Below are 22,899 nucleotides of genomic sequence, written 5' to 3' on the forward strand. Positions count from 1 at the left end.
CCTTCAAGTCTCAGGTTGCGAATGCCGGTTGGCGTACATCCGGCATTCGGCCACAAACGCCAGCAGGTTGGGGTCGCGTTCCTTCGATTTGAGGAACACGACACCGATGTGCTGCTGCATCCGATAGCGTGCCTGCAACGGGATCAAGCGCACCCGATTCTCATAAACGGCGGCCACCCGTCCAGGCAGCAACGCATAACCGACTCCGGAGCTGACCATGCTCAGCAGGGTGAAAATGTCGTTGACCTGCATCGCCACCTTTGGCTCGAAGCCCGCCTGCTGGAACACTCGAACCCCGTCCTGATGCGTCGCGAAACCCTGTGCCAGGGTAATGAACGTCGCTTCGCGCAGATCGCTCAAATCCACTTCGCTTTGCTGTGAAAACGGTGACTCTGCGGGCGCGGCGAGGAAAATATCATCGGAAAACAGCGGCAGGTGTTCGCAGTCTGGATCGTTCACGCTTTCATTGAGCGATACCAGAATCGCGTCCACTTCCATGTTCTTCAGTTTGTAGAACAGGTCGATGTTGGAGCCCATGATCAAATCGATGTTCAGCTCACTGCGACGCAGTTTCAGGCCCATGATCAGCTGCGGCACGGTCTTGATGGTCAACGAGTACAGCGAGCCCAACTTGAACCGTGCCGCTGAAAAGCCTGCGGCCTGACGGGTCAACTCCACCGTGGCGACCACGTCCTGAATCAACTTCTGCGCGCGCTCTTCCAGCACGTAAGCGCTTTCCAGCGGCGTCAGGTTGCGACCCTCGTGCTTGAACAGTGGGCAGCGCAGGGCGCTCTCCAGAGAATGGATGGCTCGATGCACACTGACATTGCTGGTCTGCAACTCCACGGCGGCTCGCGCCAGATTGCCGGTGCGCATAAAGGCCAGAAAAATCTCCAGCTTCTTGAGGGTCAGTTCTTCGTCGATCAGCATGGCGGGCACTCTTATTCGTAGCTCTTCAATAATGAGAGCAGGTGGATTGTGCCTAACTCGGCGCGTGCTGGCTGCAAGGGATTTCAGCATGAAGGGGTTTAGAAATATCGCTGCGACCGGTGCGGGGCATTGCACTTTTCGCGCATAACCCTGAGCCTTGCGCAGTCGGTGTTTTTGGAGGTTTGCGAACATGTATCACGGAGAGCGCTTCAACGCCTGGACTCATCTGGTCGGCGCGGTGCTGGCTTTTGTCGGTGCGGTCTGGATGCTGGTGCTGGCCAGCATGGACGGCGATGTGTGGAAGATTGTCAGCACGGCAATCTACGGTGTGACCTTGCTACTGCTGTACAGCGTATCGACCGTGTATCACAGCGTCCGGGGCCGGGCGAAGGTGATCATGCAAAAGGTCGATCATCTGTCGATCTATCTGCTGATCGCGGGCAGCTATACCCCGTTCTGTCTGGTCACGCTGCGCGGGCCATGGGGCTGGACACTGTTCGGGGTGGTCTGGGGGTTGGCCGTGATCGGCATGTTGCAGGAGATCAAGCCACGCTCCGAGGCACGCGTGATGTCCCTCGTGATCTACGCGGTGATGGGCTGGATCGTGTTGGTGGCGGTCAAGCCACTGATGGCTGCGCTGGGAACGACGGGCTTCACTTGGCTGGCGGCCGGCGGGGTGTTTTATACCGTGGGGATTATCTTTTTTGCTTTCGATAGCCGCTTCCGGCATTGGCACGGTATCTGGCACTTGTTCGTGATCGCCGGCAGTTTGCTGCACTTTGTGGCGATCATGTTTTATGTGCTTTGACACATAACCTGTAGGCGCTTGGTCCCCCTTGTCTGCGATAAGCCTGGGCCGCGCTCGACCCGAAGGACCTTCCAGCGGTGGTGAACTCACCCTCTTGGCCAGCGCTCCGCACTGGATCGCAGACAAGTCAGCTCCTACAGGTGGTGTGGTACGACGGTTTAGAAATCCCCCCACAACTGCTGTGCCACGCTCAGTGCCACCACGGGTGCGGTTTCTGTGCGCAGTACGCGTGGGCCGAGGCGGGCGGCGTGGAAGCCTGCGTCCTGGGCCTGATCGACTTCGGCGTCATTAAGTCCGCCTTCCGGGCCGATCAAAAAGGCCAGGGTGCCGGGTTTATCGTGGCTGGTCAGCGGTTCTGCGACTGGGTGCAATACCAACTTCAGGTCGGCTTCGGTCTTCTTGATCCAGTCAGCCAGGGCCATGGGTGCATGAATCACCGGCACCACCGAGCGACCGCATTGCTCGCACGCGCTGATGGCAATCTGTTGCCAGTGGGCCTGGCGCTTTTCTGCGCGCTCATCTTTGAGCCGAACTTCACAACGTTCACTGACGATGGGTGTTATTTCGCTGACACCCAACTCTGTCGCCTTCTGAATTGCCCAGTCCATGCGCTCGCCGCGTGACAGCCCCTGACCCAAATGAATCCGCAACGGCGATTCGATTTGCCCGGCAAATTGTTCATTCAGCTGCACCCGCACGCGCTTCTTGCCCACTTCGAGCAAGGTGCCGCGAAACTCGCTGCCCGAGCCGTCGAATACTTGCAGCGCGTCACCTTCGGCCATGCGCAATACGCGACCGATGTAGTGCGCCTGGGCTTCCGGCAGCTCGTGCTCGCCGAGGCTCAAGGGCGCGTCGATAAAAAAGCGGGACAGTCTCATGTTCGTTCTCTGAAAGTGTTTAGGTCCTTGTAGGGGCGGGCAAGTGCGCATCTACAAGGGATCAGCCTGGATCTCGAAAGTCTGGATGAAAGTTTTCGTGCACCGCAACGCTGACGCTGGTGCGGGTCGCGATGTCGATGCCTTCTGTGGCCACTTCGGCGAGAAAGTCGATTTCTTCCGGGGTGATGACATACGGCGGCAGGAAATACACCACGCTGCCAAGTGGCCGCAGCAGGGCGCCACGCTCCAGTGCGTGCTGGAATACCTTCAAACCGCGTCGTTCTTGCCAGGGGTAAGCGGCTTTAGTGGCTTTGTCCTGCACCATCTCGATGGCCAGCGCCATGCCGGTTTGACGGACTTCGGCGACATGAGGGTGATCGACCAGATGCGCGGTGGCGCTGGCCATGCGTTGCGCCAGGGCCTTGTTGTTCTCGATGACGTTGTCTTGCTCGAAGATATCCAGCGTCGCCAGAGCCGCCGCACACGCCAGCGGATTGCCGGTGTAGCTGTGCGAATGGAGGAAGGCGCGCAGGGTCGAGTAGTCATCGTAAAACGCGCTGTACACGTCATCGGTGGTGATGCACGCCGCCAAGGGCAGATAACCGCCGGTCAGGGCTTTGGACAGGCAGAGGAAGTCCGGACGGATGCCAGCCTGTTCGCACGCGAACATCGTTCCGGTGCGCCCGAAACCGACGGCGATTTCGTCGTGAATCAAATGTACGCCATACCGATCACAGGCCTCGCGCAACAGCTTGAGGTACACCGGGTGGTACATGCGCATTCCGCCCGCGCCCTGAATCAACGGCTCGACAATCACCGCCGCGACAGTGTCGTGGTTCTCGGCCAGGGTCTGCTCCATGGCGGCGAACATGTTGCGCGAGTGCTCTTCCCAGCCCATGCCTTCAGGCCGGTGGTAGCAGTCCGGGCTCGGCACCTTGATGGTGTCGAGCAGCAGCGCTTTGTACGTCTCGGTGAACAACGGCACGTCGCCCACTGACATCGCCGCCATGGTTTCGCCGTGGTAGCTGTTGGTCAGGGTGACGAAACGTTTTTTATTCGGCTGGCCGCGGTTGAGCCAGTAGTGAAAGCTCATTTTCAGCGCGACTTCGATGCAGGACGAACCATTATCGGCGTAGAAGCAGCGGGTCAGGCCTTCGGGCGTCATCTTGATCAGACGCTCGGACAGTTCGATCACCGGTTGGTGGCTGAAGCCGGCAAGAATCACGTGCTCCAACTGGTCGACCTGGTCTTTGATCCGTTGATTGATGCGCGGGTTTGAGTGGCCGAACACGTTTACCCACCAGGAACTCACGGCATCCAGGTAACGCTTGCCTTCGAAATCTTCAAGCCAGACACCTTTGCCGCTCTTGATCGGGATCAGCGGCAGGCTCTCGTGGTCTTTCATTTGGGTGCAGGGATGCCATAGCACCGCTAGGTCGCGTTGCATCCACTGGTTATTCAGGCCCATTGGCAATCTCCGGGTGGCAGCTCGCATGGCGCGAGGGCAAACAATGGCGCAAGCCTATGCAATGCCTGCGCGTGGGACAACCTCTTGTGTACTTTCAGTCCACATCAATAGCCCGACGGACATTGCTGGCAGGCCTATGGCGGCTGGCGTATCCTTCGCGGCTGCCTGAGTGTTCGGGCGCTATTTTTCGAAATATCCTACGTTTTTTCCGGAGTTTGCTGAATGGTTGGTGTCTGGCTGCGCGCCTGTGCGCTGGTAATGGTTGGGCTGGTCAGCGCGTCAGCGCTCGCTATCGACAAACAACACACGGCGATTGTGGTCGGCGGCGGTCTGGCTGGCCTGACGGCAGCGTACGAGCTACAGGCCAAAGGCTGGCAGGTGACGTTGCTGGAAGCCAAGCCAAGCCTGGGAGGGCGTTCGGGTCTGGCCACCAGTGAGTGGATCGGCAACAGCAAGGCCCAGCCGGTACTGAACCAATACCTGGACCATTTCAAACTCAAGAGCGTGCCTGCGCCAGAGTTTGTACGTACTCCGGGTTACCTTATCGATGGTGAGTATTTCACCCCTGCCACCCTCGCCGCGAAGCAACCGGCAACGGCCGAGGCGATGAAGCGTTATAACGCCGCACTGGATGACATGGCGCGCTCCATCGACAACCCGGAAAACCCTGCAGCCAGCAGCACGCTGTTCGCCCTGGACCAGATCAACGTGTCCAACTGGCTGGATCGTTTGAACCTGCCCGCCACGGCGCGCCAATTGATCAATCAGGAAATCCGTTCGCGTTACGACGAGCCGTCGCGTTTGTCGCTGTTGTATTTCGCCCAGCAGTCCCGGGTCTATCGCAACGTCGATGACCGTGACCGCCGTGCTGCGCGTCTGCCAGGCGGCAGTGCAGTGTTGGCCCAGGAGTTCGTCAAACAGCTGAAAAGCATCAAGACCAACTCGCCGGTGTCCGCGATCATTCAGGACAAGGACGGCGTGACAGTCAAGGCTGGCGCGGTCGGTTATCAGGCGGAATACGTTGTGCTGGCCGTGCCATTGCGTGCGCTCGGCAATATCCAGATGACGCCAGCGCTGGATGCCCAGCACATGGGCGCGATCAAGGGGACCAACTACGGCTGGCGCGATCAGATCATGCTCAAGTTCAAGACCCCGGTCTGGGACAGCAAAGCGCGTATGTCTGGCGAGATTTACAGCAACACCGGCTTGGGTATGTTGTGGATCGAACCGGCTCTCAAGGGTGGCGCCAATGTGGTGATCAACCTGTCCGGCGACAATGCCCGCATCATGCAAACCTTCGGTGACAAGCAGTTGTCGGATCAGGTGTTGATTCGCCTGCACGCCTTCTACCCGCAAGCCCGTGGCGCCTACCTGGGCTATGAAATTCGTCGTTACAGCACCGACCCGTCAACAGGCGGCGCTTACCTGGCCTTCGGTCCAGGGCAGATCAGCAAGTACTGGCGTTTGTGGGAAAAACCACTGCAGCGTGTAGCTTTTGCTGGTGAGCACACTGACACCTTGTACCCGGGCACGCTGGAGGGCGCATTGCGCACCGGCCAGCGCGCCGCCAGCCAGGTTCAGGACTTGGCTGCCGGTAAGTCGTTTGAACCGGTAAAAGTCGTACCGCCTGCAGCGCCAAGCGCACCTAAAGCAGCCAGCGGTGGTTTCTTCTCCAACCTGTTCGGTGGCTCGTCCGATAAAGCGCCTGCCAAGGTTGAGCCCGCCCCGACTCCAGCGCCAGTGCCCGTTGTTGCGCCGGTTGCTCCGGTCATCGCCCCAGTGGTGGTTGAACCTGTGAAGCCTGAGCCCGTGAAAGCGGAGCCGGCCAAGAAAGCGCCAGCCAAAGCCCATCCAGCGAAAAAGCCCGCGGCCAAAGAACCTGCGAAAAAAGCGCCTGCTAAACCGGCCCCGGCCAAAAAAGCCCCGGTGAAGAAGGCGCCTGTCACGCCGAGCGCTGCTCCCGCCGCTGACGTGAAAAGCTGATTGAGTCACTGCTGAATTGAAAAAGGCGCGGTCTGAGACCGCGCCTTTTTTTTCTTTCGCGATTCGCCGGGTGTCTACCGGGCTGTATCGCGCCGTTCATCGGAGTCGAATGTCCGATTGTCACGAGGCAGTGTTGTCGAACGAGCATTATCGGGATGCTTACTCGTCGTTTAAGAATCGACCGAAGGTCGTTAGTCGGTTGAACTATCGTATTTCTCGATATTTCAAAGCGAAATTTTGCGCTTTCATTCGATAGATAAAAAGTTAGTCTGAGACCCACTCTTGAAGGTAACTGTGATGCAGCTACGTAACTCCTCCTCTCGTTACGGTCTGGTCAGCATCTTGCTGCACTGGGGTGTGGCGCTTGTTGTCTTTGGTTTGTTTGCACTCGGTCTGTGGATGGTCGACCTCGACTACTACGATACCTGGCGCAAAGCGGCTCCTGACCTGCACAAGAGCATCGGTCTTACCCTGTTCGCTGTGATGGTGGTCAGGGTGGTCTGGCGTTTTATCAGCCCGCCACCTCCTGCACTGTCCGCTCAGAGTCGGCTCGTCCAATGGGGTGCGAAGTTCGGGCATCTGTTTCTTTATGTCGGTTTGTTTGCCGTGATGGTTGCCGGTTACCTCATTTCCACCGCCGACGGTGTGGGGATTCCGGTGTTTGATCTGTTCGAGGTGCCGGCGTTGATTTCCAGCATCCCCGATCAGGCAGACGTTGCGGGCGCTGTTCATGAGTACTTGGCCTGGGCACTGGTGATTTTCGCTGGACTTCACGCCCTGGCCGCATTGAAACACCACTTTATTGATCGCGATGCGACCCTTACGCGCATGTTGGGTCGCGACTAATGTTCAACCTAAACGGGAATAAACGCATGTTGAAGAAGACGCTCGCCGCTCTGGCTCTGGGTACTGCTCTGTTGTCCGCCGGGCAAGTGATGGCCGCTGATTACAAAGTCGATAAGGAAGGCCAGCACGCCTTCGTTAACTTCAAGATCAGCCATCTGGGCTTCAGCTACATCTACGGTACGTTCAAGGACTGGGACGGCACCTTCAGCTTCGACGCCAAGAACCCGGAAGCCAGCAAAATTAATGTCACGCTGAAAACTGCCAGCGTCGACACTAACCACGCTGAACGTGACAAGCACATCCGCACTCCTGATTTCCTGGACGTCGCGAAATTCCCGGAAGCCAAATTCGTATCGACTTCGGTCAAGTCGACGGGCACCGACACGGCTGACGTGACCGGTAACCTGACGCTGCACGGCGTGACCAAGCCAGTCGTGATCGCTGCGCATTTCCTGGGCGAAGGCAAAGATCCATGGGGCGGCTACCGTGCAGCCTTTGAAGGCACCACCACTATCAAGTTGAAAGACTTCGCGATTCAGAAAGATCTGGGCCCTAAAACCCAGGAACTTGAGCTGATCTTCTCGTTTGAAGGCGTTCAAGCCAAGTAAGGTTTGCTCGTAACCTAAAAACGCCGACCTTGGGGTCGGCGTTTTTATGTCTGGAATTGCATTATCACCACGCATAAAAAAACGCCCCGGTCGGGGCGTTTTTTTATGCAGCGTGCTTAGCCTTAACCTTCGCGGTTGCGGGTCAGCAAAGCGGGTTTCTCACCCCGTGGACGGCTTGGCAGTTGGTCGAGTTGATCGGCCGACGGGAAGCGATCGCTTTTTGACTCTTTGTGCACGATCTTCGGCTGAGGTGCCCCTTCGCGAGGACCTCTGACCGCTGGTTCCTGACGCGCTGGCTGATCATCGCGAGCAGCCGCAGGACGGCGATTGCGTGGAGCGTCGTCACGACGAGCCTGGCCATCGCGTGGCGCGCCATTACGTGGACCAGAGCGAGCTGCGGGCGGTGTGCCCGTGGTCGAACCAGCGCCGGTGCGAGGACCGCTTGGGCGGCCTGAGCTTGGCGCGCGGGCCGCTGGAGCAGCACCGCCTGCGGTAGCCGCAGGGGCCGGAGCGCCTGGACGACGACCACGACCCTGGCCTTTATTCGGGTACGGGCTGACATAGTCGGCACGGTTACCGAAGTTATCCACTTCGTCGTCCAGGAACTCGTCCGGGGCGCGGTCGGCACGCGGGGTTGCCTGACGCTGCTCGCGGGCAGGTGTGCCCTCGCGCGGCTTCTGGGCTGGACGCTCAGGACGTGCGGCGGCTGCCGGTTTTTCCTGACCCTTGTCCTTGCCTTTGTCCTTGCGGCCACCACCACCGCCACTGCCGGTCGGGCCATCGCCGCGAGGGCCACGGGGTGCGCGTGGGTTACGCACATCCGGACGCTCACGTACTTCTGGCTTCTCGGCTTCAACGGTTGTGATATCGAAGCCCATCAGGTCGCCATCGGCGATTTTCTGTTTGGTCATGCGCTCAATGCTTTTGAGCAGCTTCTCTTCGTCCGGCGCGACCAGCGAAATGGCCTCACCGCTACGACCCGCACGGCCTGTACGGCCAATACGGTGCACGTAATCTTCGTCGACGTTTGGCAGTTCGAAGTTGACGACGTGGGGCAGTTGATCGATATCGAGACCGCGCGCGGCGATATCGGTGGCGACCATGATCCGCACCTGGCCAGCCTTGAAATCAGCCAGTGCTTTGGTTCGGGCGTTCTGGCTCTTGTTACCGTGGATCGCCACCGCCGTGAGGCCGTGCTTGTCCAGGTACTCGGCCAGACGGTTTGCACCGTGCTTGGTCCGGGTGAAAACCAGCACCTGTTCCCAGGCGCCTGCGGTAATCAAATGCGCCAGCAACGAGCGTTTATGGCTCGAAGACAGACGGAATACGCGCTGTTCGATACGCTCGACCGTGGTGTTCGGCGGCGTGACTTCGATGCGTTCCGGGTTGTGCAGCAGCTTGCCGGCCAAGGCCGTGATGTCGTTGGAGAAGGTCGCCGAGAACAGCAGGTTCTGGCGCTTGGCAGGCAGGCGAGCCAAGACTTTCTTCACGTCATGCACGAAGCCCATGTCGAGCATCCGGTCGGCTTCATCGAGCACCAGAATTTCAACGCGGGACAAATCGACGCTGCCCTGACCGGCCAGATCGAGCAGACGGCCTGGGCAGGCCACCAACACATCAACGCCTCTAGCCATGGCCTGGACTTGCGGGTTCGTGCCGACACCGCCAAAAATAACGGCGCTGACGAACTTTAGATCCCGTGCATACACCTTGAAGCTATCGTGTACTTGCGCCGCGAGCTCGCGGGTTGGGGTCAGGACCAAAACGCGCGGTTGGCGCGGGCCGTGACGCTGGGATTTGTCCGGATGACCGTTGGGGAACAACCGTTCCAGAATCGGAAGGGCGAAGCCGCCGGTTTTACCAGTACCTGTCTGCGCGGCAACCATCAGGTCGCGACCTTGCAACACGGCGGGAATGGCCCGCTGTTGCACCGGAGTAGGCTCGGTATAGCCCGCTGCCTCGATGGCGCGGACTAAAGCCTCGGAGAGACCGAGGGAAGCAAAGGACATGAGTAATCCTGTTTTAGTTAGGGCTGTGCCCATTGAGAAGGTCTTGCCTGGCGTGAATGGCGTTTAGAGGACGCAATCCCGTCCGGTCCTGCTGGGTCTTGACGTGCGTCTCGGTATATCGGCGCGGGAAAGAAAAGTCGCGACTGACGTGATCGAGATGCCTTATGCAAGGCCGAGCGTCCGGGCGTAAGCCTGGCGGGAAGGCCGGAGTATAACAGAGCAATCACAACGCGCTGCTTTCCTGCTGCTCAACGGTTTTTTCAGGCGCAGACGCCGGTTGCAGTGGCTTGGTGAGCAACGTGGCAGCCGTTGGCATCGCATCGCCGGCATAGCGGGCACTCAACTCGGCGTACGCCGGTTCGCGTTTGAAGCGTTTGAGCTCGGCACCAAAGCGCTGCACCAGCAGGTCCATGCCCACATTTTTGCGCAGGGCAAGGTATTGCGGCTCATGGCTGATAACGGTTGGCAACTGGCTGATTTGCTCGCGAACCTTCAATTCATCAAGCAGGTACTGGCCGACACGACGGTCGGTAATCACCAGATCGATACGCCCGCGCAGAAGCTTGCCGAAATTGGCTTCATGGGTGGGCGCTTCTTCACGGGTGAACAGTGGTGAATCCCTGAACTCCGGGCCGTAAAGATAGCCCGGCGAAACCCCCAAGGTCAGGCCGCGCAGGTCTTCCAGGCTTTGAAACGGATGGGGACGGGCATTGGCGTAGAACAGCACGAACTCGACATCGGACAGGGGTTCGCTGGGGTACAGCAACGAATCAGTGCGCTCGGCGTTCTGGAAAATATCCAGTGCGCCGTCAGCCTGGCCCTGTTCAAGCATCGCCAGGCAACGCTTCCAGGGCAGGAAATGCCATTCCACTTCGATGCCCAGGCGCTGGAAGATGATCGACGTTGTTTCGTAGTCCAGCCCGCGTGCATGGCCATCCTCCATGTACACGTAAGGTGCCCAGGGTTCGGTGACGATGCGCAGTTTTTCGCCTAAAGCAGTGAAGCTAAGGCAAGTGAGGAACAGGGCAGTCAGGAATCGGGCAATGTCAGGCATAGCCTGAGATTACGACGGACGTTGCCTAAATAGAAGCTCTGGATCGGACGTCTGCGGCTAATGGATCATTTCTGTTCGTTTTGGCGTTGCATCAGGTGCTGATAGATCTCTTTGCGTCGGTTGCCCAGAATCTGTCGAACGGCCCAATGATCCAGCCAGCGCTCGAGTTGGCGTGGCTCAAGTGGCCGGTTCAGGCGTTCCTCGGCATTGTCCCGGGCCTTTTCCCACCACACGGTTGAACAGGCGCGATCAAATTCATTGTCCTGCCAGCAGCAGCCGTACAGCACCTCGCGTAGAAACTGGCGTTGCGTCGATGGCACGCCCAGGGTCGCCGTTCTGTACAGCAAGCGCTGCCAGGTGGGTGGGCGCGGCAAGCGGGTCGTCACGCGACGGGTGTCATCCAGGGCTGCCTGACTGGTCGGCGCATCGCCATGCTTGAGCAGCCATGCCCGGACTTTGGCGCGGAACAGCTGTTTACGGCTCCAGTAGTGGTGGATCAGGTCGGGGCACTCCCTGACTTCTTTGGTGCGGTAGGCCGCGACGCTCAAGCAGAACTCTTCAAGGTTGAAGGAGGTGCTGAGCTCGGGGTAAAACTCATCCATCAGGCTGATCGACTGATCGAGCACGCCTGCGTCTTGATGCGTCAGGCCGATGACGCCGGAGTTAAGGTGACGCATCTCATCATCTGCCAGGCCTCTGGCGCTTAAACGTTCGGCGAGCACTTGATACAACGGCACGTCTTTATTGTCCCCATAGCGCGGGCCGACGGCATTGCACAGCACGGTACCGGGCTGGATACGGGCAAAGAGCTGTAGCGGTGAGCAATGGAAGAAGGTGTCGGTGTCGATCAGCAGCGCGCATTCAGACTCGGCGAGCACCGTGCGCAGGGCCACATGCTTGGTACGGAAGTGGTAACCGTAGGGGCCGCTCCAGAGTGCTCGCGTCGCTGCATCCAGCGGACGGACGCGTACCGGCAGCTTTTGATAAGGCGTCGGGTTGTCGCTGAAGACCTGAATGTCGAGGGCCTGCCCCGGTGTTTCACGCAGGCCAGCCAACGCGCTGGCAATGCTGAATATCGCTTCTTGATGGTAGGTGTCTGCACCAAAAACCAGATAGACAAGCTGTGGGGTTTGCGAAGCATTGCTGGAAGAAGTCAACAGGGTCAGTCCGTAGTCCAAGGTGCCAGCCGGGTCTCGATGAGGCGAGACCCGGCTGATTCAATGCGCTTGATGTTACACAAGCATGACGACCACGTTAGATTGGTTTTTAGCGTGGAAGCTTGAGGTTATTCCAGATTGCCAGGCTGGGTTCTGCCTGGTTAAGGGTATAGAAATGCAGCCCCGGTGCGCCACCTTGCAACAGACGTTCACACATTTGTGTGATGACCTGTTCGCCGAACGCCTGGATGCTTTGCACGTCATCGCCGTACGCTTCCAGCTGTTTGCGGACCCAACGCGGGATTTCAGCACCGCAGGCGTCAGAGAAGCGCGCGAGCTTGCTGTAGTTAGTGATCGGCATGATGCCCGGCACGATGGGAATGTTCACGCCCATCTTCCGCACACGCTCGACGAAGTAGAAGTAGCTGTCGGCGTTGAAGAAATATTGGGTGATAGCGCTGTCGGCACCGGCCTTGGCCTTGCGCACGAAGTTTTGCAGATCGTCTTCGAAGTTGCGTGCTTGCGGATGCATCTCCGGGTACGCGGCGACTTCGATATGGAAGTGGCTGCCGGTTTCTTCACGAATGAAGCTCACCAGATCATTGGCGTGGCGCAGCTCACCGCTGGCCATGCCCATGCCTGAGGGCAGGTCACCGCGCAAGGCGACGATGCGTTTGATCCCGGCGCCCTTGTACTGGGTCAGCAGGGCGCGCAAGTCAGCCTTGCTGTCACCCACGCAGGACAAATGCGGGGCCGCAGGGACTTTGACTTCGCTTTCCAGCTGCAGCACGGTGTTGATCGTGCGGTCGCGGGTCGAGCCACCGGCACCGTAGGTGCAGGAGAAAAAATCAGGGTTGTAGCTGGCCAGATGACGGGCCGTGGTGAGCAGTTTTTCATGCCCTGCATCGGTCTTGGTTGGGAAGAATTCGAAGCTGAAGCGACGGTCTTGGGACATGGACGCCGATCTCATTGTAGGTGCGGGCTTGCCCGCGATAAGGTCGGAACGACCTTCAAAATGCTGAAACCACATCGGTTCAGGTGACTGATCACGACGACCGCTACGCGGCCGATCGCAGGCAAGCCCGCTCCTGCACAGAGGCGCGGGCTACCTGATCAATCAGTAGCGGTAGGCGTGCGGCTTGAACGGACCTTCAACGGTCACACCAATGTAGTCGGCTTGTTGCTTGGTCAACTGAGTGACCACGCCACCGAAACCACGGACCATTTCCAGTGCCACTTCTTCGTCGAGTTTTTTCGGTAGTACTTCGACCGTCAAACGCTCGACTTTCTGTGCAGGTGCCAGGTCGGCGTACTTCTGGTCGAACAGGAAGATCTGCGCCAGTACCTGGTTAGCGAACGAACCGTCCATGATCCGGCTCGGGTGACCGGTAGCGTTACCCAGGTTTACCAGACGGCCTTCGGCCAGCAGGATCAGGTAGTCATCGTTGTGCGGATCGAAGGTGCCAGCGCCGGTGCGGTGAACCTTGTGCACCTGTGGCTTCACTTCTTCCCATGCCCAGTGCTTGCGCATGAAAGCGGTGTCGATTTCATTGTCGAAGTGACCGATGTTGCACACGACCGCGCGTTTCTTCAGGGCCTTGAGCATGTTCGAGTCGCAGACATTGACGTTGCCGGTGGTGGTCACGATCAGGTCGATCTTGCCCAGCAGTGCAGTGTCGATGCTGGCGGCAGTGCCGTCGTTGATCCCGTCGATGAACGGCGAAACCAGTTCGAAACCGTCCATGCACGCTTGCATCGCGCAGATCGGGTCTACTTCGGAAACCTTGACGATCATGCCTTCCTGACGCAGCGACTGCGAAGAGCCCTTGCCCACGTCGCCGTAGCCGATAACCAGCGCTTGCTTGCCGGACAGCAGGTGGTCGGTACCGCGCTTGATCGCATCGTTCAGGCTATGACGGCAGCCGTACTTGTTGTCGTTCTTGCTCTTGGTTACCGAGTCATTGACGTTGATGGCCGGGATTTTCAGCTCGCCCTTGGCCAGCATGTCCAGCAGGCGGTGTACGCCGGTGGTGGTTTCTTCGGTAACGCCGTGGATCTTGTTCAGCATCGCCGGGTATTTCTTGTGGATGATCTCGGTCAGGTCGCCGCCGTCGTCGAGGATCATGTTGGCGTCCCAAGGCTGACCATCTTTAAGGATGGTTTGCTCGATGCACCACTCGTACTCTGCTTCGGTCTCGCCTTTCCAGGCGAAAACCGCGATGCCGGCAGCCGCGATTGCAGCAGCAGCCTGGTCTTGAGTCGAGAAAATGTTGCAGGACGACCAACGTACTTCGGCACCCAGGGCAACCAGGGTTTCGATCAGCACGGCAGTCTGGATGGTCATGTGGATGCAGCCGAGAATCTTCGCGCCCTTGAGCGGTTGCTCACCGGCGTATTTGCGGCGCAGACCCATCAGGGCAGGCATTTCGGATTCGGCGATGATGGTTTCGCGACGGCCCCAGGCAGCCAGGGACATGTCGGCGACTTTGTAGTCGTTAAAATCTGCAGGCGTGATTACAGCACTCATTTAGAGTCTCCATTCGTAGTGTGCGAATGGGCGCCGTTGTGCGTTTAAGGCTCGTCCGGACTGATTCAGTAAGATCAGCCGATCAAGCAACGCCCCATCCGAGCCTGACAGGACAAGCCTGCTGCAGCGCCCCTCGGACAGGTGGCGGGAACGGTCATGGGCTGTTTAGACAATCGAGCCGACGGTGACCGTTTTTGAAGCTGGGCGATTATAGCCGTGCTCGAGGCGTAGCCCAAGGCCTTTCCATCGCATAACCCTGCAAAAAAACTAATCGCCACGTTAGCCGATGCCCGATAGAGGTAACGCGCCGGGTCTGCCATTATTAGCGCCATCAATTGGCAATACGGTCAGGAGTGAGTATGAATTTCCACACCCGCAAGTGGGTTAAACCCGAAGACCTCAACCCCAACGGCACGCTGTTTGGTGGCAGTCTGTTGCGCTGGATCGACGAAGAAGCCGCGATCTACGCCATCGTTCAGCTGGGCAATCAACGGGTGGTCACCAAGTACATTTCCGAAATCAATTTCGTCAGCGCCTCGCGTCAGGGCGACATCATTGAGCTGGGCATCACCGCGACCGAGTTTGGTCGGACCTCGATTACCCTGACCTGCCAGGTGCGCAACAAAATCACGCGCAAAAGCATCCTCACTGTGGAAAAACTGGTCTTCGTCAACCTCGGTGAAGACGGCCTGCCAGCCCCGCACGGCAAGACCGAAATCACCTACGTGAAGGACCAGTTCAAGGACGGCGACACTCATTGATGATGTCGTAGACCCGCTGAGTATCAGGCGTTGACCGTTTGCGCCTGACGCCGCTGCAAATAGAGATAGAACAGCGCGGTCAGCACGGTCAATACCCCGACGGCTGCGCCTGTCCAGGGCAGGTCGGCGAGATCGGCGCCGCTGGCAACCACCAGGCCACCGATCCAGGCACCGGCCGCGTTGCCGAGGTTGAAAGCGCTTTGATTGAGGGTTGAACCCAGATTCGGTGCATCGCTGGCCTGGTCGATGATCAGCAATTGCAGAATCGGACACAGCGCGAACGCCACCACGCCCCACAGCAGCAGGGTAATGGCGGCGGGGATGACTGAGTGGCTGGTCTGGCTGAACAACGCCACGATCAATACGACCGCGATCGACATTCCTAGCAGCGCAGGCAGTAAACGGCTGTCGGCCAGTCGGCCTCCGAGCATGCTACCGCCGGTCAGGCCCAGGCCGAATAACAGCAGCATGAAGGTCACGCCGTGCGGGGTGACGCCGGTAACGTCACGCAGAATCGGGGCGATGTAGGTGAATACGCTGAACAGACTGGTCGACGCCAGGACGCTCATCGCCAGCGCCAGCAATACATTGGGTTTGCCCAGTACGCGGAACTCGGTGACCAGATTGCCCTTTTCCATAGGGATCTCCTTGGGCAGCCAGACCATTTGCGCAATCACCGCGATCACACCAATTACGGCCACTGCCCAGAAGGTTGAACGCCAGCCAGCGTATTGCCCGAGCGCTGTGCCCAGCGGCACGCCCAATACATTCGCCAGGGTCAAACCGGTGAACATCAGCGCGATGGCCTGCGCGCGTTTGTTCGGCGCGACCAGGCCTGCCGCCACCACAGAGCCAATGCCAAAGAAGGCACCGTGGCACAGGGCGGTAATCACCCGTGCGGCCATCAACGTGGCATAGGTCGGCGCCAGCGCGCAGAGGACATTGCCGAGGATGAACATCAGTGTCATGCCCAGCAGTGTGGCTTTGCGCGGCATGTTTGCGGTAGCAATGGCGAGGATCGGCGCGCCAAACACCACGCCCAGCGCGTAGCCGGTGATCAGCAGACCTGCGTCAGGAATGCTGACGTTCAGATCATTGGCGACCTCGGGCAGCAAGCCCATGATCACGAATTCAGTGGTGCCGATACCGAAAGCGGCAACGGCGAGTGCAAGCAAAGCGAGTGGCATGCGTAGAGGCTCCGTCTTAAGGGATATGTCGATAGTCTTGACGTCCCGATCAGGCGTGCGCAGGCGAGCGACCGAACTCTATCCGGTAAAGGCTGAGTCCGTAGAAGCAAAATTATTGGAATAGTTAGGGTGCGCAACGGGGGTGTGATGTAGTCGGGGTCAGTATATCCAGCTGCTGACATATGGCGAATCAATTATCCCCAACGGTAACCTCCTCGATAACGATCCTTTTGAACAAGGAAGAGCCCAGTGCTGGCAACGGCTTTGGTGTTGATTGCAGCCCTCCTGCATGCGACCTGGAATACCCTGATCAAATTCAGTGGAGAACGGCTGTTGGTCATCGCCAGCATGGACGGGGTGGCGCTGGTTTTCGCCGTATTGGCGGTTGCCTTCGTGACGCCGCCGCCTGCTGAAGTCTGGCCGTGGATGCTGGCGTCGGCCGCTTTCGAACTGCTTTATCGTGTCCTGCTGATCAGAGCGTACCGCGTGGGCGACCTGGGCCTGGTCTATCCGTTGATGCGCGGGCTTTCACCCTTGGTGGTGTTGGGGCTGACGCTGATGGTTGCCGGCGAGCCATTGAGCACGCAACAAATCCTCGGCATTTTGTTGATCCCGTGTGGCATGGCCTGCTTGTTGTGGCAGGGCGGTGGTGGCGAGCGCTTGCCCTGGTCGATGCTGCCGGTGGTTGGGCTGATCGGCCTGTGCATCGGTTGCTACACCTGGATCGACGGCCAGGCACTGAGGCTCGGCGTGCAGCCATTGGACTATCTGGTATGGCTGACGCTGATCAGTGCGTGGCCGTTTCCATTGCTGGCGATGTGCAACAAGCGTCAGGCGTTTACCGTGTTTTGGCGCGAGCAGTGGCGCCTTGGGCTAAGCGTCGGGCTGTGTGTGTTGTTCAGCTACGCTTTGGTGCTGTGGGCCATGCAGCTAGGGTCGGTGGCAGAGGCTGCCGCCTTGCGTGAAATCAGTGTGGTGCTGGTGGTCCTGTTCGGCATGCGTTATCTAAAAGAACCTTTCGGCCGGCCCAGGCTCTTAGCGTGTGGGCTAGTCTTGCTCGGCATGCTTCTGATGAAGCTGAAACTATAAGGATCTGCTTATGACTCCTGCTTTCTGGTGCGTATTGATCGCGATATGCCTGCCTTACCTGTGTACCGGCGTGGCCAAGTTCAGTGGCGGCAAGTTCGGCCTGCGGGAGAACCATGACCCACGCGCCTTTCTCGACAGCCTCCAAGGGTTTGCCAAACGCGCGCATGCCGCGCAACTCAACAGCTTTGAAGTGACGCCCGCGTTTGCCGCCGCGGTGATCATTGCCGACATCGTCGGTAACGCCCAAGCGGTCACCATTGATGTGTTGGCGGTGCTGTTTATCACCAGCCGTCTGCTGTACATCATTTTTTACCTGGCGGACCTGGCAGTTTTGCGCTCCCTGGCCTGGGCGGTTGGCGTGGGGGTTATCGTGACGTTGTTCATCGTTTCCGCCTGAGGGATGGTCCGGCTGCGGCAACGGTACGCTTGGTCTTTTGCGATGAGCCGAGGATACTGGCCGCCGTTTCCACCAGCCTGTAGCGATCATGACCTTGAAAAGACTTTCCGTGGTATTGCTGGCCTGCCTGACCCTGAGCGCCTGTGGCGGGGTTGATCCCAACTCACCTTTGGGTCAGCGCAAGGCGATCTTCAAAGAAATGCTCAAAACCAGCGAAGACTTGGGCGGCATGCTGCGTGGCCGCGTGACGTTCGACGGCCAGCGCTTCACCGACGGCGCAATCAAGCTCGACAGCCTGGCCCACGAGCCGTGGAAGCATTTCCCTGTGGTCAAGGAAGCCGACCATACCAGCGCCAAGGATGATGTCTGGCAAAAACAGGCACATTTCCAGGAACTGGCCCGGTCACTCGAGTCGGCCACCGGGGAACTGGTGCTCGCCACCAATGCCAAGCCCTTCAAGGCCAGCACCCTGAGCCCTGCGGTGCAGAAGGTCGAAGATGCGTGCGAGGCTTGCCATAAAGAGTTTCGCGATCATTGATGTGCAGTGATTGGTACACCGCTTTGCGGTGTATCAATCATAGTTCGGCTCGACCTTCTCCAGCTCCACTTGAGCGTCATGCAGGTCTTTACGCGACTCGGCGAGTTTGTCTTTGCGCTTGTTGATCTTGTCCGGGTCGCCTTTGCTCATCGCTTTGGTCAGGTCTGACTGGCGACGGCTGACGTCGTGTTTGGCCTCCAGCACTTTCTGTTCAAGTTGCTTGAGCAAGGAGGCGTCGGTGCAGGTGGCCAACACCTCACTCAAGGCATTTTCCAGACCGGCTTGCTGGTCGCTGTCGCCGTTGGCCTTGGCGAGTTCGATCCGGGTGCTGATGTCCTGGCGCTTGGCCTCGCAGCCCGTCAGTTGGGGGGCTTCCTCGGCGGCGAACAGCGGTGCTGCCAGCAGGCTGCATGCCGTGAACAGAGTCAGCGGTGACAAGCACTTCATGGGGGCTCCCTTGAAAATAGTGACGCGATAAGCGAACGAAGACTCGCTTGTCCCTGAAAAATGATATTGACCTAAAAACCTTCTATCCCCTGCACCCGCAATTGCTCACTCAATGCCTGTACCTGCGGATTTTGAAAAAACGCATTGAGCTGTGCGGCCCTTCCTGGACCGATTCCCGGCTCGCTTATCCACTGTTCGACACTCTTGGCCGCCAGTTCACTCCACTGGCTACCGAGGTCAACGTCAGCGGTCGGCGGCAACCCGAGCGCTTTCACCCAGCGATGAAACGGTTGCTGTCGAGCCTGTTGAAAACTGCCAAGCAGTTTAGCGCTGCTGCGCTCGGCGAGGCCGGCAATGTTAGCAAGCTGCACGGCATCAAGGGTCATCCAATCGAGTAGGCCGTTAATCTGTTCGGCCCTGAGCAATGCATCCCACGTGCCAGGTCCCACCCCGGGCATTGCCAGCCCTTGCTTGCCACTGAGCCAAACCAGGCGCGCCTGAAACTGGCTTTCGCATCCCGGGCTCGGCTGCCAGCAACTCAGGGGGTGGTAGTCGCTCGCCTGCGGCACGTTGAACTCGGCCCGTTCAACGCTGCGTGACACCACGCTGTCCAGGCGTGGGATGGTCAATCCAGCCAGGCTGATTGCGATCTGGTCGCCGGGGCGGATGTCCATTTTTTGCCAGCGTACCAGGGAGCCGACATTGATCCGTTTGACGTTCCGATCATCCAGACGCACCGGGTCCACGTCCAGAACCGGCGTGATTCGGCCGCTGCGACCGATGTTGAAGTTGACCTTGCGCACGTTCGCGATCACTTGGGCGTAGGGGTATTTCCAGGCTGCGATCCAGTAAGGGGCCTTGGCTTGCCAACGTTGTGTAGAGGGTCGCTGGCTCTGGCGCATGACCACTCCATCGGTGGCGAAGGGCAGGGCATTGCGGTACCAGTGCTCGCGCCATTGCTGCGCCTGAGCGAAGTTTTGCAGGGGCTTGCTATAGAGCGCACTGTCGGTGAACCCCATGGCACTCAATCCGGCGAGGCGCTCGGTCAGGTGCTCCGGCCCGCTTGGCCAGTCCCAGACGAACAGGCCTACATTTGCCGCCTCGTCCGGGGTAATGGCCTTGCGTGCCAGTAACCCGGCGACCTTGCTGCGCGCGTTCAGGCTGCCGCCGTCGGCTTGCACATGGTCTGCCAGCCGCCAGTACAACTCGCCTTGCAGCACCAGACTTTCCGGCCAGGGCAGGTGCTGCGCGATGGCGGGTAACTGGCGTGCGTTGTGGGTCCAGTCCTGTCCTGTGAGTCCATCGCCTCGGCTAATGACCTGCGTCAACTGGCCGCTTTCATACACCAGCGTGACCGCGACCCCGTCGACCTTGGGCTGAATCCACACGTCCTTACGGTCCTTGAGCCAGGCTTGCACTGCGCGTTCGTTGCGCAGTTTGCTCAGCCCGGTATGGGGAATGGGATGCGCGAGCGGACCGGCTGCTGTTTTCAGCGGATTATCGTCAGGCACCTTCTGAGCAAAGCACCCACGCCACAGCGTCAGGCGTGCGCGAGACTGGTCATAAAGCTCATCCGCGATCAGAGAAATCCCCTGGCGGTGATAGCTGTCATCCCATTGGGTTATTTGCTGTTGCAGGGCAACCAGTTCGGTTCGGACCTTGGCGGGCGGCCAGTCAGGGCAGGTGTCGGCGTTGACGGTTAACGAGGCGAGCGCGAAAACAGCACTGGTCAATACACGCAGAACGGGCAGCATCGAAGCATCCTTGCTTGGGGGGATGCCATGAGGCTAGTTGCTAGGTCAGGGTGGAAGAGCATTGACTGGTTACAGGATTTTGCAGTGCCCGCGATGGCGGAGGGATTTCCAGCAGACACAAAAAAGCCCCCGCCGACCAACGTCGACGGGGGCTGTTTCTAACCTTGAACGCTGGCGCTATTACAAACCGGCAGCGATGCGCAGGGCGTCGGCGCGGTCGGTACGTTCCCAGGTGAAGGCGGTGAAGGTGTCATCGCCAACGGTCATTTCTACTGGCGTACGACCGAAGTGGCCGTAGGCAGCAGTGGCCTGGTACATCGGGTGCAGCAGGTCGAGCATGGTGGTGATTGCGTAAGGGCGCAGGTCGAAGTGCTCACGCACCAGGGCGATGATCTTCGAGTCTGGCAACTTGCCGGTGCCGAACGTGTTCAACGAGATCGAGGTCGGTTGTGCAACGCCGATGGCGTAGGACACCTGAATCTCGCAACGCTCAGCCAAGCCTGCGGCGACGATGTTCTTGGCCACGTAACGACCGGCGTACGCTGCGGAACGGTCAACCTTCGATGGATCCTTGCCGGAGAACGCGCCACCGCCGTGACGGGCCATGCCGCCGTAGGTGTCGACGATGATCTTGCGACCGGTCAGGCCGCAGTCGCCCACGGGGCCACCGATAATGAAGTTGCCGGTAGGGTTGATGTGGAACTGAGTGTCTTTGTGCAGCAGCTCGGCTGGCAGCACGTGTTTGACGATCAGCTCCATCACGCCTTCGCGCAGGTCTTTGTAAGACACTTCAGGGTTGTGCTGGGTGGAGAGCACGATCGCGTCGATGCCCACGACCTTGCCGTGTTCATAACGGCAAGTAACCTGGGATTTGGCATCCGGGCGCAGCCATGGCAGCAGGCCGGATTTGCGTGCTTCGGCCTGACGCTTTACCAGCGCGTGGGAGAAGGTGATCGGTGCAGGCATCAGCACGTCGGTTTCATTGCTGGCGTAGCCGAACATCAGGCCCTGATCGCCAGCGCCCTGATCTTCAGGCTTGCTGCGGTCAACGCCTTGGGCGATGTCCACCGACTGCTTGCCGATGATGTTCATCACGCCGCACGTCGCGCCGTCGAAGCCGACGTCGGAGCTGTTGTAGCCGATATCGAGAATAACGTTACGGACGATGTCTTCCAGGTCGACCCAGGCCGACGTGGTCACTTCACCTGCGATGATCGCTACGCCGGTTTTGACCAGCGTTTCGCAGGCAACGCGGGCAAATTTGTCTTCGGCAATAATGGCGTCCAGAACCGCATCGGAAATCTGGTCGGCGATTTTATCCGGATGCCCTTCGGACACGGATTCGGAGGTGAAAAGTGAGTATTCGCTCATATCGACGGGTTTCCTGAATTTACCGATGGTGAGTGTTGCCAGCCGGTCGCTGAAAGTGGCGAACCTGGATCTGGAAACCATTACGTAGCCCTATATAGAGGCTTTCCCCGGGAACGAGTCCCGCAGCAGTGGCCCAACGGGCCAGATCATCCTGTTCAAAACCCAACCAGAGATCGCCGCAGGCCTCCTTGGCCCAGCTCTGGTCGTGGCTACACAACTCTGTCACCAAAAGGCTACCGCCTGGTTGCACCAGGTGGGCCAGCTGTTTAAGTGCTTCGGCCGGTGCAGCAAAATGGTGAAGCACCATATTCAATACAACGCAGTCGGCGCGCACCGTGACGTTGTTCAAGGCGTCGGCCAGTTGCAGCTCGACATTGCCCAGTGCTTCGCGCTCGCAGACCTGACGGGCCAGTTCCAGCATCGCCGGGCTGTTGTCCAGCGCGGTGACGTGGCGAAAACGCCGCGCCAGTTCCGGCAGAAAACCGCCATCGCCCGGGCCGACTTCCACCGCAGTGGCGTCGTGGCTGAAACTCAGCGTGTCCAGAAGCGATAGCAGGCTCTCGCGATATTGCGCCAGACCCGCGATCAAATCCTGCTGGGCACGAAATTTTTCCGCGACCCGTGCGAAGAAGTCCTGACTGGCCGTCGCCCGTTGCCGGTGCACCAGGCCAATGCGCGCCTGAACATCACCGGGCAAGGCCAGGTTATCGACTTCGTCGAGCAGTGCCGCGTGCAGCCTGCCGCCCAGCTGTTCGGTATGGGGCAGGGCGCGACGGTAAAAAATCGCATTGCCTTCGCGGCGTGTCGCTACCAGCTCGGCCTGAGACAGCACCTTTAAATGGTGGCTCATGCCGGATTGGCCGATGGCGAAAATCTGTGCCAGCTCCAGAACCCCGAACGAATCGTTGGCCAGCGCGCGCAGCACATTGAGTCGCAGCGGATCGCCTCCGGCTTTGCACAAGGCAGCCAGATCGTCGCTGTCATCATGGCGGATTGCAGGCACGCGAAGGTTCATAGGGCTGGCAGTCTAGAGAGCGATTGTTCGTCTCGCAAGACCAATATCAAAAAGTTTTGATATTGGTCGATG

21 protein-coding genes and 1 riboswitch are annotated in these 22,899 nt (G+C 59.1%); of the genes, 8 read left to right on the forward strand and 13 right to left on the reverse strand.

Features of this window, described 5'->3' with window-relative positions:
* Window positions 1-3: 3 nt before the first annotated feature.
* Window positions 4-930: a LysR family transcriptional regulator gene (locus AC1MEA_RS08885; RefSeq protein WP_219063997.1), complete on the reverse strand. Its 927-nt coding sequence runs from the start codon at window positions 928-930 to the stop codon at window positions 4-6.
* Between the two features lie 190 nt (window positions 931-1,120).
* Here AC1MEA_RS08885 and trhA point away from each other — a divergent pair, with 190 nt between their 5' ends.
* Complete coding sequence (gene trhA / locus AC1MEA_RS08890; protein WP_449633835.1) at window positions 1,121-1,738, forward strand: PAQR family membrane homeostasis protein TrhA; 618 nt, start codon at window positions 1,121-1,123, stop codon at window positions 1,736-1,738.
* 158 nt (window positions 1,739-1,896) lie between these two features.
* Here the strand turns inward: trhA and AC1MEA_RS08895 are convergent, their stop codons facing one another.
* Entirely contained in the window at window positions 1,897-2,616 is a 720-nt protein-coding gene (locus tag AC1MEA_RS08895; RefSeq protein ID WP_449633836.1) for a 16S rRNA (uracil(1498)-N(3))-methyltransferase, read from the reverse strand.
* 61 nt (window positions 2,617-2,677) lie between these two features.
* Window positions 2,678-4,084, reverse strand: coding sequence for an adenosylmethionine--8-amino-7-oxononanoate transaminase (locus AC1MEA_RS08900; protein ID WP_449633837.1), 1,407 nt, complete (start codon window positions 4,082-4,084; stop codon window positions 2,678-2,680).
* A gap of 222 nt (window positions 4,085-4,306) precedes the next feature.
* On the opposite strand from AC1MEA_RS08900, the gene AC1MEA_RS08905 reads away from it, so the two are divergent.
* The 3 genes from AC1MEA_RS08905 (at window position 4,307) to AC1MEA_RS08915 (ending at window position 7,521) form a co-directional block, all read left to right on the forward strand.
* Entirely contained in the window at window positions 4,307-6,067 is a 1,761-nt protein-coding gene (locus tag AC1MEA_RS08905; protein WP_480917453.1) for a flavin monoamine oxidase family protein, read from the forward strand.
* 297 nt (window positions 6,068-6,364) lie between these two features.
* Complete coding sequence (locus tag AC1MEA_RS08910) at window positions 6,365-6,913, forward strand: cytochrome b (protein ID WP_480917455.1); 549 nt, start codon at window positions 6,365-6,367, stop codon at window positions 6,911-6,913.
* A 26-nt stretch (window positions 6,914-6,939) separates the two neighbouring features.
* A complete protein-coding gene (locus AC1MEA_RS08915) occupies window positions 6,940-7,521 on the forward strand; it encodes a YceI family protein (protein WP_219064003.1) in 582 nt (193 codons plus the stop codon).
* A gap of 122 nt (window positions 7,522-7,643) precedes the next feature.
* Here AC1MEA_RS08915 and rhlE2 read toward each other — a convergent pair whose 3' ends face one another.
* The 5 genes from rhlE2 to AC1MEA_RS08940 form a co-directional block, all read right to left on the reverse strand.
* Window positions 7,644-9,530 (reverse strand): RNA helicase RhlE2, encoded by a 1,887-nt coding sequence (rhlE2, locus tag AC1MEA_RS08920; protein ID WP_480917456.1) that lies wholly within the window; start codon window positions 9,528-9,530, stop codon window positions 7,644-7,646.
* A gap of 223 nt (window positions 9,531-9,753) precedes the next feature.
* Window positions 9,754-10,584 carry a substrate-binding periplasmic protein gene (locus tag AC1MEA_RS08925; protein ID WP_480917457.1) on the reverse strand — a complete coding sequence of 277 codons (831 nt, stop codon included), beginning with the start codon at window positions 10,582-10,584 and terminating at the stop codon, window positions 9,754-9,756.
* Window positions 10,585-10,649: 65 nt separating this feature from the next.
* A complete protein-coding gene (locus tag AC1MEA_RS08930) occupies window positions 10,650-11,741 on the reverse strand; it encodes a hypothetical protein (protein WP_480917458.1) in 1,092 nt (363 codons plus the stop codon).
* A gap of 109 nt (window positions 11,742-11,850) precedes the next feature.
* On the reverse strand, window positions 11,851-12,696 hold the full coding sequence (gene metF / locus AC1MEA_RS08935) for a methylenetetrahydrofolate reductase [NAD(P)H] (protein WP_219064007.1): 846 nt from the start codon (window positions 12,694-12,696) through the stop codon (window positions 11,851-11,853).
* Between the two features lie 162 nt (window positions 12,697-12,858).
* A complete protein-coding gene (locus AC1MEA_RS08940) occupies window positions 12,859-14,268 on the reverse strand; it encodes an adenosylhomocysteinase (RefSeq protein WP_219064008.1) in 1,410 nt (469 codons plus the stop codon).
* A 21-nt stretch (window positions 14,269-14,289) separates the two neighbouring features.
* A riboswitch (S-adenosyl-L-homocysteine riboswitch) is annotated at window positions 14,290-14,409 on the reverse strand.
* A 218-nt stretch (window positions 14,410-14,627) separates the two neighbouring features.
* Between AC1MEA_RS08940 and AC1MEA_RS08945 the strand changes: the two genes are divergently transcribed.
* Complete coding sequence (locus AC1MEA_RS08945; RefSeq protein WP_219064009.1) at window positions 14,628-15,029, forward strand: acyl-CoA thioesterase; 402 nt, start codon at window positions 14,628-14,630, stop codon at window positions 15,027-15,029.
* A 23-nt stretch (window positions 15,030-15,052) separates the two neighbouring features.
* Here the strand turns inward: AC1MEA_RS08945 and AC1MEA_RS08950 are convergent, their stop codons facing one another.
* Complete coding sequence (locus AC1MEA_RS08950; protein ID WP_219064010.1) at window positions 15,053-16,216, reverse strand: MFS transporter; 1,164 nt, start codon at window positions 16,214-16,216, stop codon at window positions 15,053-15,055.
* Between the two features lie 249 nt (window positions 16,217-16,465).
* Here AC1MEA_RS08950 and AC1MEA_RS08955 point away from each other — a divergent pair, with 249 nt between their 5' ends.
* The 3 genes from AC1MEA_RS08955 (at window position 16,466) to AC1MEA_RS08965 (ending at window position 18,240) form a co-directional block, all read left to right on the forward strand.
* Window positions 16,466-17,305, forward strand: coding sequence for an EamA family transporter (locus tag AC1MEA_RS08955; RefSeq protein WP_480917460.1), 840 nt, complete (start codon window positions 16,466-16,468; stop codon window positions 17,303-17,305).
* A 10-nt stretch (window positions 17,306-17,315) separates the two neighbouring features.
* Window positions 17,316-17,702, forward strand: a complete 387-nt coding sequence (locus tag AC1MEA_RS08960) for an MAPEG family protein (protein ID WP_449633843.1) — start codon at window positions 17,316-17,318, stop codon at window positions 17,700-17,702.
* 88 nt (window positions 17,703-17,790) lie between these two features.
* Window positions 17,791-18,240: a c-type cytochrome gene (locus AC1MEA_RS08965; protein WP_219064013.1), complete on the forward strand. Its 450-nt coding sequence runs from the start codon at window positions 17,791-17,793 to the stop codon at window positions 18,238-18,240.
* A gap of 33 nt (window positions 18,241-18,273) precedes the next feature.
* On the opposite strand, the gene AC1MEA_RS08970 is transcribed toward AC1MEA_RS08965, so the two are convergent.
* The 4 genes from AC1MEA_RS08970 to AC1MEA_RS08985 all read right to left on the reverse strand — a co-directional run bounded on the left by AC1MEA_RS08970 (window position 18,274) and on the right by AC1MEA_RS08985 (window position 22,827).
* The gene (locus AC1MEA_RS08970; RefSeq protein WP_449633844.1) at window positions 18,274-18,687 is read right to left on the reverse strand and encodes a DUF1090 domain-containing protein; all 414 of its coding nucleotides are present in this window, start codon (window positions 18,685-18,687) and stop codon (window positions 18,274-18,276) included.
* A gap of 71 nt (window positions 18,688-18,758) precedes the next feature.
* Complete coding sequence (gene ligB, locus AC1MEA_RS08975; protein ID WP_480917461.1) at window positions 18,759-20,441, reverse strand: NAD-dependent DNA ligase LigB; 1,683 nt, start codon at window positions 20,439-20,441, stop codon at window positions 18,759-18,761.
* A gap of 180 nt (window positions 20,442-20,621) precedes the next feature.
* Complete coding sequence (metK, locus tag AC1MEA_RS08980) at window positions 20,622-21,812, reverse strand: methionine adenosyltransferase (RefSeq protein WP_219064016.1); 1,191 nt, start codon at window positions 21,810-21,812, stop codon at window positions 20,622-20,624.
* Between the two features lie 19 nt (window positions 21,813-21,831).
* Complete coding sequence (locus AC1MEA_RS08985) at window positions 21,832-22,827, reverse strand: ArsR/SmtB family transcription factor (protein ID WP_480917463.1); 996 nt, start codon at window positions 22,825-22,827, stop codon at window positions 21,832-21,834.
* Window positions 22,828-22,899: the final 72 nt, after the last annotated feature.

This window comes from Pseudomonas sp. ASL8 (assembly GCF_056680355.1).

Excerpts from the sequence above, each read along its gene's own strand:
- metK (WP_219064016.1), bottom strand. The coding sequence starts at position 21,812 with ATGAGCGAATACTCACTTTTCACCTCCGAATCCGTGTCCGAAGGGCAT.
- AC1MEA_RS08895 (WP_449633836.1), bottom strand. The coding sequence starts at position 2,616 with ATGAGACTGTCCCGCTTTTTTATCGACGCGCCCTTGAGCCTCGGCGAG.
- AC1MEA_RS08910 (WP_480917455.1), top strand. The coding sequence starts at position 6,365 with ATGCAGCTACGTAACTCCTCCTCTCGTTACGGTCTGGTCAGCATCTTG.
- AC1MEA_RS08905 (WP_480917453.1), top strand. The coding sequence starts at position 4,307 with ATGGTTGGTGTCTGGCTGCGCGCCTGTGCGCTGGTAATGGTTGGGCTG.
- AC1MEA_RS08970 (WP_449633844.1), bottom strand. The coding sequence starts at position 18,687 with ATGAAGTGCTTGTCACCGCTGACTCTGTTCACGGCATGCAGCCTGCTG.
- AC1MEA_RS08965 (WP_219064013.1), top strand. The coding sequence starts at position 17,791 with ATGACCTTGAAAAGACTTTCCGTGGTATTGCTGGCCTGCCTGACCCTG.
- AC1MEA_RS08985 (WP_480917463.1), bottom strand. The coding sequence starts at position 22,827 with ATGAACCTTCGCGTGCCTGCAATCCGCCATGATGACAGCGACGATCTG.
- AC1MEA_RS08900 (WP_449633837.1), bottom strand. The coding sequence starts at position 4,084 with ATGGGCCTGAATAACCAGTGGATGCAACGCGACCTAGCGGTGCTATGG.
- ligB (WP_480917461.1), bottom strand. The coding sequence starts at position 20,441 with ATGCTGCCCGTTCTGCGTGTATTGACCAGTGCTGTTTTCGCGCTCGCC.
- AC1MEA_RS08960 (WP_449633843.1), top strand. The coding sequence starts at position 17,316 with ATGACTCCTGCTTTCTGGTGCGTATTGATCGCGATATGCCTGCCTTAC.
- metF (WP_219064007.1), bottom strand. The coding sequence starts at position 12,696 with ATGTCCCAAGACCGTCGCTTCAGCTTCGAATTCTTCCCAACCAAGACC.
- AC1MEA_RS08945 (WP_219064009.1), top strand. The coding sequence starts at position 14,628 with ATGAATTTCCACACCCGCAAGTGGGTTAAACCCGAAGACCTCAACCCC.
- trhA (WP_449633835.1), top strand. The coding sequence starts at position 1,121 with ATGTATCACGGAGAGCGCTTCAACGCCTGGACTCATCTGGTCGGCGCG.
- AC1MEA_RS08925 (WP_480917457.1), bottom strand. The coding sequence starts at position 10,584 with ATGCCTGACATTGCCCGATTCCTGACTGCCCTGTTCCTCACTTGCCTT.
- AC1MEA_RS08915 (WP_219064003.1), top strand. The coding sequence starts at position 6,940 with ATGTTGAAGAAGACGCTCGCCGCTCTGGCTCTGGGTACTGCTCTGTTG.
- rhlE2 (WP_480917456.1), bottom strand. The coding sequence starts at position 9,530 with ATGTCCTTTGCTTCCCTCGGTCTCTCCGAGGCTTTAGTCCGCGCCATC.
- AC1MEA_RS08950 (WP_219064010.1), bottom strand. The coding sequence starts at position 16,216 with ATGCCACTCGCTTTGCTTGCACTCGCCGTTGCCGCTTTCGGTATCGGC.
- AC1MEA_RS08940 (WP_219064008.1), bottom strand. The coding sequence starts at position 14,268 with ATGAGTGCTGTAATCACGCCTGCAGATTTTAACGACTACAAAGTCGCC.
- AC1MEA_RS08885 (WP_219063997.1), bottom strand. The coding sequence starts at position 930 with ATGCTGATCGACGAAGAACTGACCCTCAAGAAGCTGGAGATTTTTCTG.